This window comes from Streptomyces sp. NPDC044704 (assembly GCF_056433525.1).
Window position 1 is genome coordinate 51342 of the sequence record NZ_JBWKGY010000019.1, and the last position, 13127, is coordinate 64468.

Sequence of the window (13127 nt, forward strand, 5' to 3'; positions counted from 1 at the left end):
ATGGCGATTCCCTTGCCCCGCCCGCTGCACACTCAGAGCGCCGAGGAACTCGCGGCGGCCGCCCGGGACCGGCGCTGGCCAAAGTGGCAGACCATGGCACTGCTCCACTCGCTCGGCCTCCCCACCCTGAACGCAGCCCTGTTACGGCCCGGCCAGAGCCCGGCCGAGATACGCACCGCCGCCCACGCCCTCGCCACCGCGCTCGGCACCGACAGGCTGATGATCCGCTCCGACGGCGGCGTGGAGAAGAAGGCCTATTACCGCGGCGGCAACACCTTCCCCATCGGCGAGATCGCGCACCGCGCGCAGCCCCTGCTGGCCGACGGGCGCGCGGTCATCCTGGCCGGCCCCACCAACCGCTTCACCAACAAGCTCACCGTCATGATCCGCATGGACCGCCCGGGCCCCGGCATCCGGGGGACCTTCACCCTCGAAGCGCTCGGCCCCGGCTACGACGTCGCCGACCTCACCCGCGGTGAACTGCCGCCCCAGGTCACCGCCCAGCTCGACGACGTCGACTGGGACCGCTACACCGCCCCCCGCTGGAACGAGTGGAAGTTCACCGGCGACCGCTGCCCCGGTGGGGAGGAGGCCCGCCGGCGCCGGCGCCTGGAGCGCCTCGCCGCCCAGACCCTGGCCGACGGCGGCCAGCTCGCCGGAGACCCCCAGCCCGAACACGCCGAGGCCTGGCTGCGCGAACGCGGCTACCTTCAGCTCTTCGGCCCCCAGGACCCGCGCCCGACCCTGATGCGGCGCGCCTCCATGCTCTTCGAGGACGCCTTCGTCCTCACCCGTGCCCAGCCGAACCGGAACTGGCGGTGCCTGGCCACCGCCTACTCCGTCTTTGCCGAGCCCCGCACTGTCTACTGGGACCTCGTCGACGGCGAACGCAAGTACGCCGCGGCCGCGCCGGCCGCTGCCCGGGCCAAGAAGGAGGCAGCGTGAGCAGCCGACCGATCTACCTCGACCACCCGGCCACCACCCCCCTCGACCCCCGCGTCCTGGAGGAGATGCTGCCGTTCCTCACCACCGAGTACGGCAACCCCAACAGCGCCCACGCCTACGGCCGGGTAGCGGCCAAGGCCGTCGCCACCGCCCGCCGGCAGGTCGCCGATCTCATCGGCGCGAAGAACCCCCTCGAGGTCGTCTTCACCTCCGGCGCCACCGAGGCCAACCATCTCGCCATCGTCGGCGGCGCCCTCGCCAGACGCCCCCACGGCGGCCACATCGTCACCACCGCGATCGAGCACAAGGCCGTCTTTGCCGCGGTCCAGCGCCTCGTCGACCACCACGGCTACACCTCCACCCGCGTCGGTGTCGACGAGCACGGACAGGCACACCCCGGCGACATCGCCGCCGCCCTCACCCCGAACACGGTCCTCGTCTCCGTCATGCACGCCAACAACGAGATCGGCACCCTCCAACGGCTCGCCTCGATCTCGCAGATCACCGCCCATCGCGGAATCGTCCTGCACACCGACGCCGCCCAGAGCGCCGGATACGCCCTCTTCGACGCCGACGAACTCGGCGTCGACCTCGCCTCGCTCTCCGCCCACAAGCTCTACGGGCCGAAGGGGACTGGAGCCCTTTACGTCCGGGGCGGTACCGTCTTGGCTGCTCAGCAGACCGGCGGCGGCCAGGAACGCGGACTGCGCGCTGGCACCCTCAACGTGCCCGCCGTCGTCGGCTTCGGCGCCGCGGCCCAGCTCATCATCACCGACACGACCCCGGCCCTCACGCAGATCCGCGCCCGGCGCGACCGCCTCCAGGACCAACTCCTCAACGCGATTCCTGGAGCCACCGTCAACGGCCACCCGAGCAGCCGACTACCCGGGACCCTCAGCATTACCCTTCCGGACGCCGAAGCCGCCGACGTCCTCGACCACCTCCCGGACGTCGCCGCCGCCACCGGCTCTGCCTGCAACACGGGCACCAGCGACCCCTCTCACGTCCTCACCGCCATCGGCCTCACCCGGAGCCAGGCACGCCGCACTCTGCGTCTCGGCGTGGGGCGAACCACCACGGCCGCAGAAGTCGACCTCGCTGCCACCCTGCTCGCAGAGGCGGCCGCCCGAGCCCGAGCAGCTGTCACCGCCGCGGCGTAGACCACCCCGCACGAGACCAAGGCGGTTCACAGGGCCCCGTGATCCCGCGGAGCACGGCTCCGGCACCCGCTCGGCCAGCAACTCCAGCCGCATCCCGACGGCGACCATGGCCTGGATGGAGTCGTCGTGGACGTCCCACGCGATGCGGCGCCGCTCCGTCTCCTGCGCCTGCACCAAGTGGTCGAACAACCGTCGTCGCTCGCTGAGGGCGTGCTGGGCCGCCCGCCGTTCGGACATGTCGCGGGTGACCTTGCCGAAACCCTGGAGTACGCCCTTGTCGTCCCACAGGGCCGTGATGACCACGTTCGCCCAGAACCGGGAACTGTCCTGGCGGACGCGCCAGCCCTCGTCCTCCAGGCGCCCGTCGGCCACGGTCGGCGGTGCTGCCGGTCGTGACGATAGGGCTGGGCGTGACTGCCGAATGGGCGGGTTTCCAGTGATCTGGTGTCCCGACCACGGAAGCGCTGTTGCCCCGGTGATGGAGTGGCATCCCGGCGGCGGGATCCGCTGCACGTACCTGGCCCGGCGACAGACCGCAGCGGCCGTGCGCTGCTGCGTGGCCGGCGGCCCGGCGTGGCCCGGCCAGGCTGGGGCAGACGCCGGCCCCACCGGGCGTGCGGGGCCCGGGTTTGCCAATGCAGTTGCCTTGGAGCTGCGGGGATCGTTGACCCGTCTGTGACGGAGTGGAGGCGCGGGCCAGCGGGTCAGGCATGCTCCGTACCATCCGTAGGTGATCACCCCGTTCTTCCACACACCCAGACGCCGCTTCATCACCCTGGTCATGCTGGCTGCCGTTGTCGCCTTCGGGTGGTACGCCGTTCAGCCGGTCTATCCGCGATGCACGATCCACTCAGCGGTCGGCTCGGGGGGCCTCGTGCCCGCTGTCACCTCGGCGGAGGAGATGGAAGCCGTAGCCAGGCAGGCTTACGAGGCTGCCTTGGCCGACAGGGCGTGCGGACCATCACACGCCCGATTCCGAGACTGGATTGGCTGACCTGAGCCCGCAGCCCGACGCGCTGCGGCCCTTGCCGCCGTCGTGGGGGCCTCGGGCTATCAGAGGCCGCCACTGCCGTCGCCTGGGCCCGAGCCGAGGGACCGATCATCAGTACGTGGGACAGGCCAAAACGCAGCGGTCCCACACCCAGATATGGGCTCAGGGTCCACTGAGGCCGTTCACTGTCCGGCCGCACATGCCACCTGTCATCCACAGCCACATTCTGAGGCAGTGCTTACCCGCCCGTGCATCAGGCCCAGGGCTCCGCAGTACTCCGACACCCTCCAGGGATATCCACGCCCGCGTCGAGGGGACCTTCGCCCGCATGGGGACCTGGAAAATCCCCCGCGACTGCCGACTGAAGGGCGCGAGGGAGCCACCAGGCCATGCTCGGCATCGCCAGGGCCAGTCGGCTTCCCTGGTGGCGGTGACGGCCCGCTCGAACCGGTCGAAGGCGGACCAGGATCCGGCCCAGTGGCTGCCGCCGTCGCCGGAGGCGCTGTGCCGGTACGGCGCGGAGTGGACCGCGACCACGTGGTGAGGGGGGCGAGCTGGGGGCGGCGTCGGTGGGCGGGCCGGGTGCGGGCCGAGCCGGGTGAAGGTGCTTTGGGCTGGCCGGCTCCCCTCGGGCCGAAGGCGCCGCCCGAAGGATCTGCCTGCATCCGATTATCGTCTAGTTGACGATATTGATGCTAGGGTCGGGTCATGAACGAGACGGAGCACGAGAACGCCGATGCAGTCCGCCCGCCCGCCGACACGGACGCCGAACTTGCCTGGAAGGCGGCCGAGCTGGCCACCGCCTGGGTCTCGGCGAGCACTCGCTTGACCGAAGACCAGGGCTGGCACCTCGTCGGTCTGCAGCACATGGGCTCCGCCCAAGGGGAGGAGTACGCCTGGAGGAAGGTCCACGCCTGGGAACGGCAACTGGCCGAAGTCCTCGCCGCCGACGACGGGAGCGAGGAGAGCCGTCTGCGTGTCACGAAGGCGCGCCAGGCGGCCGCCATGACCATGCGCGACATGCTGCTCGCCGGGATACCCGCCGAGGACGACACCAACCAGGCCCGGTGCGACACGAACAGGTACGACCCGCGCATGTACCTGCGCTCCTTTGTCAAAGTCCAGACGGCCCGCGACGCCTGAAGCGACCGAGCGGCCCCGGACGGCCACCCGGCACCAAGAACAATCAGCGGGCACCCCGCAATGACGTCGGCCAAACCCTCAGAGGCCGTTTTCGTCCGATGTTTCATCCCAGAATCGGGTGTTCTGTGGCCTTCTTCGGGTCGCGCCACGAGAAGGCGTTCTCGCTGGTGAGGCGGCGGGCCATGAGGTCGGTCATAGCGATGTGGATCACGGCTTCGTCGGTGGAGCATGAGCCAGCCGTAGGTCCGCTCGACCGCCCACCGTTTGGTTAGGGGGGAATCCCCTGGTCCCGGGCTTGCGGGTGGTGATCTCCATGTCGATGCCGAGTGTGGCGGCATGCTCAACGAGGTGCTGGCGGTAAACGCCGTCGACCCACACCTTGCGGATGCGGGGGTGTTCGGCGGCGACGTGGTCGAGCAGCGAGGTGCCGGCAACGGAGTCCTGCACGCTCGCCGCGGTGACCAACACTGCGAGGAGAAGGCTGAGCGTGTCGGTGACGATGCTTCGCTTCCTGCCGACGATCTTCTTGCCTGCGTCGACGCCCTGGCCGACAGCGGGGACGCTGGTGGAGGTCTTGACGCTCTGGGCGTCGATCACACAGGCCGTTGGCTCTGCCTCCCGGCCCTCCTTCTCTCGCAGGAGCTGCCGAAGCAGGCCGTTGAGCTGGGTGAACACGCCCTCGTCAGCCCATTTGGCGAAGTATCCGTAGGCGGTGTTCCAGTGCGGGAAGTCGTGCGGGAGGTAGCGCCACTGGACCCCGGTACGGTCGACATACAAGATCGCGTCCATAATGTCGCGCAGGTCGTGTTCGGGCGGCCGGCCGAAGTCCAGGGCCCGGCCGCGGCGCTCGAAGCGCCATGCCAGGACCGGTTCGATCAACTCCCATCGGGCATCGGACAGATCGCTCGGATACGGACGTCGCTTCGCCATACTTCCGGCGTACCGCGCCGGACCGCATGCGCCCAGGCGCACACCCGCGACGGTGGAAGCGCACGACCTCGGAGACCGGTCATCCTGGGATGAGACAGGAACGCGTGGCTTTTCGTCCCATCAGTCACCCCACCCGTCCCGCAGGCGTCGATCGCCACCGCAACCTCACCTGCACCCCAACTCGGCACTCCGAGAATCTGTTGATAAGCAGCAGTTCAGGTGAAAACGACCTCTCAGAAGCTGTTTCTGAAACACTCATGTCGATGTGTCAGTGCTGCCTGCGATGCTCCTGGCATGAACGAGGAAAGCTGGTATTTCAAGGGTTGGGACTGGAACGATCTGACGTCCGTCCGGGAGCAGCTTGCGGACGGGGCGTCTCCGATCGCTCACGGGGGGTCATTCGGGCAGACACCCCTGCATTTGGCGGCAGCCGCGGGTGCCGCCGAGTCGGTGGCCGCGATGCTCGCCTACACACGGGAAGTGGATGTACCTGATGACCGGGGGCGTACTCCTTTGTGGTGGGCAGTCGAGCACGTGCGGCGGGAGACCGTTCGGGTGCTGCTGGCGAACGGAGCCGACGCATGGCGGCCGTGTGTAGGTGAGTGGACCCCGGGGCGACTGGCCCTGACGACAAACCTTGCCTCTTTGGTAGAAGGTACGCCGGAAGCGGTGCCGTTGACGGCAGCGCAACGGACCAAGCAGGCGTGGGCCGACCAGCTGATCAGTGTCTTTGCCGCAGAGGAGATCCACACCAATGGCCTGAGAGTGGCGTTCACCGATGTCTTCGATGAGGACGAGGTCATTCGTCGGATCGGTGCCGATCCTGCGGAATGCCCCGTATTCCAGCAGGATTCCGGGATCGACCTGATGGACTTGTTTGACGTCGGCGGTAACCATGCGGTCGGTGTCACCGGTACTGCGCTGGGCTGCATCATCAGCCAACCCTTCTGGGATGCGGTGGACGATGACGAATTGGCCCGCAGACTGTCACCGGCCACCGTGTACAGCCTCTATTTCAATCCCAAGGGCGGGACCTCCGGCACGCTCTACCGCAATGGCATCGCAATACGGCATGAGGAGATAGGTCCTTGGACGCCGTTCGCGGATGACCCGGCCGAGCACTGGCTTTACCGCTTCTGGCAGCAACCCTGCATACCCTTCCCCCATGGTGATGCCAACCTCCTTGCGTACGCCTGCGCGATGGGCGGCATCACCAAAGCAACCACCAGGGACTGTTGGGCACTCAGTCGTGGACCGCGCCGTGTCGTGCAGGTGCCGCCGTTCGCGCCTATTTCTGATCCGATCATGACATAACGGCCCGTGGCATTTCGGTGTTTACCCAGCTCAGGATTCGAACGGCGACGTTCGACGGCTGGGGTCACGGCTGGTCGACGGCTGACGGCCGGCCACTGGTGCGGATTGCCACACGAAGCCGTCGTGACGATGCGACAATGAGGCCGGATCGAAGGCCCCCTATCCAGGGATCGTCACGACCGTGGTCCTCTACAGGGCGGAGGAGTGGCCCTGCTGCCGGGTGGGAGCGGAGGAGTCCGGCATGACGCTGCGCCGACTGACCCACGCTCTACCTCCACCCCGTGCGTGCCGTCCCAGCCGTGCCAGACGTGGCGTGCGACCGCCTCTGCCACGGCGACCGACCGGTGCCCCCTTTCTCTCGCCCATTGCGAGTTGTTGCTGCCAACGCCAACGGACATGTAGCGCCCAGCGTGGGAGCGCGGAGCGCCACCCACCTTCTATCACCCTAGAAATCCAAGGGTTTCCAAGCCTTACTAGGAGTTGTCGTCAAAGTGTCACGCCCACATCAGGAGCGACGCGAGGGTGACGGCTGCTTGGTAGGACTGGGCGGTCTTGTCGTACCTGGTCGCGATGCCGCGCCACTGCTTGAGCCGGTTGAAGCAGCGTTCCACCTACCTGACGACATGACAGACACCGCGACCACCAACCGCTGCTACTGCGGCTGCCGCGGTGGTCAGTCGATGATGCCGAGCGCGGTATCGGGGCGGGGAGCTGCTCCTCGGTGGCTATCCAGTCGCGGAACGACGTGGCTGCGTAACCGGAAGGTGCGCACTGCCGAGTCCCTCGCTGTAAGAGTTGTCGAGGCCGCTGAGCGTCAGCACACCGCCGTCGCCGGAGAGTCCGCCATCGCGAGGATGGTCCACACCCTCGTCAAGGACGTGATGGCCCTCAACGAGAAGGTCACGGAGACCGACAAGCTCATCGAGAGCCAGTTTCGCGAGCACGAGCTGGCCGAGGTGATCCTGTCCATGCCGGGTATCGGCGTCACTCTGGGAGCCGAGTTTCTGGCCGGCGTCAGCGGCAGCCTGGATGCCTTCCCCACACCGGACCGGCTTGCGGTCTTCGCTGGCGTCGCCCCTGCGCCACGTGACTCAGGGCAGGTCAGCGGAAACCTGCGCCTACAACGCGTCTTCTACACCGCCGCGCTGCTCAGCGTCCGTCCTGATCCGAACTCGCGACGGTTCCACGATCGCAAACGTGCCGAGGGAAAGCGCCATACTCAGGCCGTGATCGCCCTCGCCCGCCGTCGCGTGAACGTCCTGTGGGCCCTGATCCGTGACCGGCGCCTCTATGAGGTCATGCCACCACTGGTCACGGCGTCACCCTAACCCTTAGCCCACCCCATGCAGAGCGGCGAGGCCCGTGACATCCTGCGGCGGTGCGATTGAGCGATCATGCAAACAGTGTCGACCTCCGCCCGCTGCGCTATCAGTTCCCCACAGCCAGGGGCGACTCTTACGACGACAACTGGCTGGTCATCGGTGGTTCCGTCACAACTCCCGATGCCAGCTGGTCCTTTGCCGATCCCTGCTTGCTGACCGATGAGGCGCGTGAGGTGGCCGCCTGGCTGCGCGCGGTAGCAGAGGGGACGGTGGCTGTGACCGGACCTGATGCCGACGGCGAGTTGTCCCCGGACACGTGGTTCGTCGAGCCGGTCCTGGCCTTCAGTCTCGCCGACCGAAACGAGGCTGGAGTGGTGCTTCGCGTTCACCTGTCTTTGGAGGGGGCGCCCCCTTGGCAGCAAGGCGATGATGGAGCGGACCTCTACCAGTACGTCGTAGAGGTGCAGCTAGATACGGCTGCACTCCTGCACGCGGCTGACCAGTGGGATCTTGCTTTGGCGTCTTTTCCAACCCGCTGATTAACATCCCTTCTCGATGGATGCGGGGTCTGGTGCAGGTTTGGGTGACAGGTTGGGTCACGCGGCTTGGAGGGCGGTGTGGTCATGACGGTCTCGTATTCGACGGGGGTCAGCCAGCCGAGTGCGGCTTGTCTGCGGCGTCGGTGGTAGGTCCGCTCGATCCAGGTCACGATTGCGATCCGCAGTTCCTCTCGGGTGGTCCAGGTGCGGCGGTCGAGGACGTTCTTCTGCAGCAGGCTGAAGAAAGACTCCATGGCCGCGTTGTCGCCGGCTGCCCCGACTCTCCCTATCGATCCGGCTATCCGGTGGCGGTCGAGCGCCCGGACGAATTTCCGGGACCGGAATTGCGATCCGCGATCGCTGTGCAGGACGCATCCGTCGACGTGTTCGCGCCGGGCCACGGCGTTCTCGAGAGCGGTCACGGCCAGGCGGGACTTCATCCGCGAGTCGATGGAGTAGCCCACGATCCTGTTGCTGAAGACGTCCTTGATCGCGCAGAGGTACAGCTTGCCGTCGCCGGTGGCATGCTCGGTGATGTCGGCGAGCCACAGCCGGTTCGGGCCGCTCGCGGTGAAGTTGCGGCTCACGAGATCGTCGTGCACCGGCGGGCCGGCCTTCTTACCCCGGCCGCGATTCTTGCCGAACACGCTCCACCAGCGGTTCTCCCGGCAGATCCGCCACGCGGTCCGGTCCGCCATCCGGGCCCCGGCATCGCGTGCTTCGTCGGCCAGGAACCGGTAGCCGAACTCCGGGAGGCCGCAGCCCGGCGCAGGACCTCGTTCTCTTGCTCCAGCAGCTTGATCCGCCGACGTGCCTCCCGCAGTTCCGCGTTCTCCTGGCTGGTGGTCCCGGCCTTGGCCCCGTCATCGATGTCCGCCCGGCGCATCCATTTCCACAACGTCATCGGGTGGACGGCGAAGTCGGTGGCGACCTGCTCGATCGTCACACCCGGGCCGCGGTTCCTCGCGACCCGCACGACGTCCAGGCGGAACTCCTCCGGATAAGGCTTGGGCACAGCGACATCCTTCCCACCTGCCCCACAGGGCAAGCCACTTCAGATGTCACCCGATCGTGCGGCAGACCCTGACGGCCGCCTGGTCGGATACGCCCAGCTGGTCCCCGATGCCAAGCCGTCACGCTCCAGCGGTACGTTCCGGCGACGTGTCTTCTGGCCCCTTCCCCACGACCGAGACACCGTCCCCGATGGCCTCTATTCCTCAGGAGCCCCCGCCGAAGCCGTCGACCCGACCACGTTGGCGGCAGACAGCAAGGGCCGAAAGACCGAGCGCTGCGAGCGGCCGACACAGACCGCCGAAGCCTGAGCCGCCCCACTGGCACAAAACCGAATCCCAGTGTCCGACCTTCGGTCGCTTCAGTCGCTTTGCGGTGTGTCCCCAGACCTTTGACCAGGCACTTTCTACAGCGACTGAACGGAATCGGCAGAGTTGCGGATCGACTCACGCGTTGGCCCAAGACGGCCTCAACCGCCGCCCTGAACCCACAACACGGGCGTCAGCGCGCACGGCACGAAGCTGGCCAGGTGCGCGTAGACCAGGGCGATCACGGCGCTGCTTGCGCCCAGGATCAGGCCGCGGGTCCGCGTGCCTTGGTGGGCCGAGAGCCGCCAGGAGATCGCCACCACGGCCAGCGGAGTGAGGTACGGCAGGGCCTGACCGTTGATCGTGAGGCTCTTCAGGCCAGCTGGAACCAGACCCGTGGGCACCTGGAAGCCGCGCGGGCCCATCTCGCGGGCCTGCCCGACATCGATCTCTCAGCACGTTGGAGTTCCTTGAGCACAACGAGCGGGAACTCGCCTTCGACTGCCTGGCCGAACTCGGTGATGACCTCGACCTGCCACTCAGCTTCTGGAAGTCCCTCGACCGAGCCGCTCGTGAGACGCGGCTCTACAGCGATGCACTGCACAACCCCCCTCACGGGCCGCCGACCTCTGCCGCCCACACATTGCCGCTGCCTCCGAGCAGGAATGACCCGCCAACTTGGCGAACCTTCCCGGTCACAGCACCAGCGTGGGGCGCCGGGTACCCGGCGCCCCACGCTAGGTTGGCGGGGGCGATCCGCCTTTCGCGCGTCGCCAGTGCGCTGATGGAGTTGCGGAACGGCTGCCTTGAAAACGTGGGCTGTGGGTCCCGGAGGCGAGCCGGTCGCCGGACTTTAGGATCACGCGATGCCCATCGAACTACCCGAGCATCTTGTCCAGCTTCAGCGCGAGGCCGACATGGCGCGGCAGCAGGCCACCACCCGCGACTACAGCGCGGAGGGATGGAAGCCTTGGCTGGACGCGGTCGAGAGCGTCCAAGCGGCCGTGGCCGCGTATGCGAAGGACACTGGCACGCCGCGGCACGAGGTGGAGCAGGCCCGTGAAGGCTGCGGCCCGAGCCGACGCAGCACCACCGCCCGAAGGCTGCTCGAGCGGGTCAGCCGCCCATTTGCGTCAGGGTGTTGAGGCCCGCCTGCGCGTCTTCGCGCTCGTGGCGATGATGACGGCTCCTGCGATGCTGCGGATCAAGCGCGCGGCGCCAGTCACTCCCGTTGGCACGGATGCCTCAGCCTGCCGAGCCCGACGGCGCAGAGCTCGTGGAGTGGCGGGGTGCCGGTTCTGAGGCGCGGGAGCCGCTGACGTGAGGGTGGTGGGCACCTGCACAGTGGGGGAGGGGCAGGTGCCCACCGGGTGACGGCCGGGGCCGCTCACCGGGCCGGCCGCCAGTTTCAGGTTAGGCCGCATGCCGAGCGCGGTGTCGGGCCGGCAGCGCGCGCAGGCGGGGGATCCCCTCGTTTCCGGCTCGTTACGTGCGTTGATGTTCGGCTGGCACCCCCAGCCCACGGGCCATCGCTCGTGGGCTGGGGGTGTGTGATGGGCCGTGTCGCTGTGACGGTGAGCATCCGTCGGAGACGTGGTCCTCTCGTGGAGGACCGGGACTGGGTACGGTGCCCGTCGATCTTCTGCAGTCGGCTCGCCCGTGGCAGAGGTTCTGCTGGCACAAGGGCCAGAAGCACTACTCGGGTGGCTACCGGCCGGCGACGATGCGACCACGTGATCTGCGAGTTGCGACTGGAACTGGCGAGGCTGTTCTTCACCGGGGGCGCAACGTGCCGGCGTTGTCTGTGGTCAGTGGTAGGAATAGTGGGTCAGGACGCGTCCGATGAACAGCGCGGTGTCGATGTCGGGCGGGAGCGTCAGGGCGAGAGCGAGGGCGGATGCGTAGTCGGGGCGGGACAGGGTCAGACCGTCGCCGGTCAGATATTCAGCCCGGTTCAGGCCGCCCTGGCTGCGGGCGGCGGTGTGCCAGTCGCGCTCGTAGCGGTTGAGTGCGCGCTTGGTCTGGAAGTAGATGTCGAAGCCGAGCATGCCGGCGTAGGTCGTCTCCTCGTGCGTGGTGCGGGCGGTCTGCGGCCACTCGCGCAGCAGTTGCCCGCCGGAGACGACGGCGAGTTTCTCCAGGACGCGCACGTACTTGTAGCCCGGCTGGATCTTCGCGTCGAAATCCTTCTCATCCAGGCCGTAGAAACGGGCTTCGGGATCGCTCGGGGCGACCCAGGCCCGGCCCAGTCCGCGCGCGTCAAGCACGTACTGGGTGCGCGGCTCGGTCACGTTGAAGGGGTCGAGCCCGTCGGTTGGGCAGTCGTACCTCGTCTGGGTTGGCGGCAAGAACGGCATCGGGTCGCGGCCCCAGGCCGAAGGGATGATCGCTGTCATGAGATCCATGATCGGCCAACGGCGGTTGGAGAAACCACAGGTCACAGCTTTGCCGTATGACGCAGGGGTGAGACCCTACACGGCTGTAGGTTCTCAAATCCCGTGTCATTTTCTCAGCGGCACTGTCATCTGGACGCCGGGCCGTGAGAATGACCAGGTGAGTGGTTGTGTCCTGTCGCACTGCAACTGGCTGATTTCCACTCGGCCTTATCGGTGTTGTCGGATTCTCACCGCTTCGCGTGCAACGGCAGCGGTTCGGGACGGCCGCGATTGTGAGGAAATGCCACGTTAGTGAGACGGAGCGGCTGTTCCATCGGTCTGAGACAGCGAAAGAACCGATGGTCGGCGAGCACGGCCTGTGCCACGAGCCGCGAGATCCTACAGTTGGCGCTTCCCCCGCAGCGCCAGCGCGGTGGGCTCTGGGCTCCACGCTTCAGGTCGTAGCGGTGAGTGCCCTTCGGATCTCGGCGACGAGGTGCTCAGGGTGGCTGGTGGATCCGGGATGTGCAGAGGCTCCGGCTGCCGTTGCCACCGCAGGCCGTTCCAGCTCACCGCACCGCCCGCCTCATAGGCCGCGTCGAGCAGGCCGGACGTGTCCTTCCGCTGTTGGGTGCCGCCCGGCAGACTGGCTCCCTGCAAAAGGCGATCAAGGGGGAAACCATGGAGCTAGAGCCCACTGAACTGTCCGAGGCGATCAAGGCGGTGCGCGGGGGACTGGCGGCCGCGCAGCAGGACGGGGACGGGTCGCCGGTCCGGTTCACGGTCAAGGAGATCGTGCTGGATTTGGGGATCGAGCTGCGACACACCGCGTCGGCCGGCGGCGGGGTGAAGGCGTTCGTGGTCTCCGCGGACGCCAAGGGCGAACGGGCGAAGACGGCCACACACCGCATGACGGTCACCTTAGCGGTGGTTCCGGACGGCGACGGCAGCGATCTGCTGATCGGTGACTCCGCTGGAGGCCGCGGCGGACCGGTAGACGGCCTGCGGTAGAAGGAGCGGCGTGATGGCGGGGGAGCGGCTCTTCGGACCGTTGAAGTCACCAACCGGTACAAGGACTCGTACGGGACC

10 protein-coding genes and 8 pseudogenes are annotated in these 13127 nt (G+C 67.6%); 12 read left to right on the top strand and 6 right to left on the bottom strand.

Annotated elements, in window-relative coordinates; all coding sequences use genetic code 11:
• Both AC07B0_RS32455 and AC07B0_RS32460 read left to right on the top strand, forming a co-directional pair.
• Positions 1–945: a hypothetical protein gene (locus tag AC07B0_RS32455; protein WP_478899578.1), complete on the top strand. Its 945-nt coding sequence runs from the start codon at positions 1–3 to the stop codon at positions 943–945.
• On the top strand, positions 942–2105 hold the full coding sequence (locus AC07B0_RS32460) for a cysteine desulfurase family protein (RefSeq protein ID WP_478899579.1): 1164 nt from the start codon (positions 942–944) through the stop codon (positions 2103–2105). Before AC07B0_RS32455 ends, AC07B0_RS32460 begins: the two co-directional genes overlap by 4 nt.
• Positions 2106–2174: 69 nt before the next feature.
• Here the strand turns inward: AC07B0_RS32460 and AC07B0_RS32465 are convergent.
• A pseudogene (locus AC07B0_RS32465) lies at positions 2175–2888 on the bottom strand (hypothetical protein); the annotation flags it as partial.
• On the opposite strand from AC07B0_RS32465, the gene AC07B0_RS32470 reads away from it, so the two are divergent.
• The 4 genes and pseudogenes from AC07B0_RS32470 to AC07B0_RS32485 all read left to right on the top strand — a co-directional run bounded on the left by AC07B0_RS32470 (position 2836) and on the right by AC07B0_RS32485 (position 4239).
• On the top strand, positions 2836–3099 hold the full coding sequence (locus AC07B0_RS32470; RefSeq protein ID WP_478899675.1) for a hypothetical protein: 264 nt from the start codon (positions 2836–2838) through the stop codon (positions 3097–3099). The pseudogene AC07B0_RS32465 and the gene AC07B0_RS32470 sit on opposite strands and share 53 nt — an antisense overlap.
• 286 nt (positions 3100–3385) lie before the next feature.
• Positions 3386–3530: pseudogene (locus tag AC07B0_RS32475) on the top strand (IS5/IS1182 family transposase); the annotation flags it as partial.
• Positions 3500–3631 (top strand): annotated as a pseudogene (locus AC07B0_RS32480) (HNH endonuclease); the annotation flags it as partial. The pseudogenes AC07B0_RS32475 and AC07B0_RS32480, both read left to right, overlap by 31 nt.
• Positions 3632–3804: 173 nt before the next feature.
• Positions 3805–4239 (top strand): hypothetical protein, encoded by a 435-nt coding sequence (locus tag AC07B0_RS32485; RefSeq protein WP_469382770.1) that lies wholly within the window; start codon positions 3805–3807, stop codon positions 4237–4239.
• Between the two features lie 103 nt (positions 4240–4342).
• Here the strand turns inward: AC07B0_RS32485 and AC07B0_RS32490 are convergent.
• Positions 4343–5169: pseudogene (locus AC07B0_RS32490) on the bottom strand (IS5 family transposase).
• Positions 5170–5463: 294 nt separating this feature from the next.
• Here AC07B0_RS32490 and AC07B0_RS32495 point away from each other — a divergent pair.
• A complete protein-coding gene (locus tag AC07B0_RS32495; protein ID WP_478899581.1) occupies positions 5464–6483 on the top strand; it encodes an ankyrin repeat domain-containing protein in 1020 nt (339 codons plus the stop codon).
• A 494-nt stretch (positions 6484–6977) separates the two neighbouring features.
• Here the strand turns inward: AC07B0_RS32495 and AC07B0_RS32500 are convergent.
• Positions 6978–7094, bottom strand: a pseudogene (locus AC07B0_RS32500) (IS5/IS1182 family transposase); the annotation flags it as partial.
• Positions 7095–7217: 123 nt separating this feature from the next.
• On the opposite strand from AC07B0_RS32500, the pseudogene AC07B0_RS32505 reads away from it, so the two are divergent.
• Positions 7218–7811, top strand: a pseudogene (locus AC07B0_RS32505) (transposase); the annotation flags it as partial.
• Positions 7812–7861: 50 nt separating this feature from the next.
• Positions 7862–8344 (top strand): WapI family immunity protein, encoded by a 483-nt coding sequence (locus tag AC07B0_RS32510; protein ID WP_453508069.1) that lies wholly within the window; start codon positions 7862–7864, stop codon positions 8342–8344.
• A gap of 83 nt (positions 8345–8427) precedes the next feature.
• On the opposite strand, the pseudogene AC07B0_RS32515 reads toward AC07B0_RS32510, so the two are convergent.
• A pseudogene (locus tag AC07B0_RS32515) lies at positions 8428–9359 on the bottom strand (IS3 family transposase); the annotation flags it as partial.
• A 16-nt stretch (positions 9360–9375) separates the two neighbouring features.
• Here AC07B0_RS32515 and AC07B0_RS32520 point away from each other — a divergent pair.
• Positions 9376–9666 (top strand): annotated as a pseudogene (locus AC07B0_RS32520) (DUF6009 family protein); the annotation flags it as partial.
• Positions 9667–9824: 158 nt separating this feature from the next.
• Here AC07B0_RS32520 and AC07B0_RS32525 read toward each other — a convergent pair.
• Positions 9825–10088, bottom strand: a complete 264-nt coding sequence (locus tag AC07B0_RS32525) for a hypothetical protein (protein WP_469384791.1) — start codon at positions 10086–10088, stop codon at positions 9825–9827.
• A 441-nt stretch (positions 10089–10529) separates the two neighbouring features.
• Between AC07B0_RS32525 and AC07B0_RS32530 the strand changes: the two genes are divergently transcribed.
• Positions 10530–10808: a hypothetical protein gene (locus AC07B0_RS32530; protein ID WP_478899583.1), complete on the top strand. Its 279-nt coding sequence runs from the start codon at positions 10530–10532 to the stop codon at positions 10806–10808.
• Positions 10809–11471: 663 nt separating this feature from the next.
• On the opposite strand, the gene AC07B0_RS32535 is transcribed toward AC07B0_RS32530, so the two are convergent.
• Positions 11472–12059 (bottom strand): hypothetical protein, encoded by a 588-nt coding sequence (locus tag AC07B0_RS32535; protein WP_469384787.1) that lies wholly within the window; start codon positions 12057–12059, stop codon positions 11472–11474.
• A gap of 660 nt (positions 12060–12719) precedes the next feature.
• On the opposite strand from AC07B0_RS32535, the gene AC07B0_RS32540 reads away from it, so the two are divergent.
• Complete coding sequence (locus AC07B0_RS32540; RefSeq protein WP_469384786.1) at positions 12720–13049, top strand: trypco2 family protein; 330 nt, start codon at positions 12720–12722, stop codon at positions 13047–13049.
• Positions 13050–13127: the final 78 nt, after the last annotated feature.

Bases quoted from the DNA above. Each gene is read 5' to 3' on its own strand.
- AC07B0_RS32540 (WP_469384786.1), top strand. From the start codon at position 12,720: ATGGAGCTAGAGCCCACTGAACTGTCCGAGGCGATCAAGGCGGTGCGC.
- AC07B0_RS32495 (WP_478899581.1), top strand. From the start codon at position 5,464: ATGAACGAGGAAAGCTGGTATTTCAAGGGTTGGGACTGGAACGATCTG.
- AC07B0_RS32455 (WP_478899578.1), top strand. From the start codon at position 1: ATGGCGATTCCCTTGCCCCGCCCGCTGCACACTCAGAGCGCCGAGGAA.
- AC07B0_RS32530 (WP_478899583.1), top strand. From the start codon at position 10,530: ATGCCCATCGAACTACCCGAGCATCTTGTCCAGCTTCAGCGCGAGGCC.
- AC07B0_RS32525 (WP_469384791.1), bottom strand. From the start codon at position 10,088: ATGGGCCCGCGCGGCTTCCAGGTGCCCACGGGTCTGGTTCCAGCTGGC.
- AC07B0_RS32485 (WP_469382770.1), top strand. From the start codon at position 3,805: ATGAACGAGACGGAGCACGAGAACGCCGATGCAGTCCGCCCGCCCGCC.
- AC07B0_RS32535 (WP_469384787.1), bottom strand. From the start codon at position 12,059: ATGACAGCGATCATCCCTTCGGCCTGGGGCCGCGACCCGATGCCGTTC.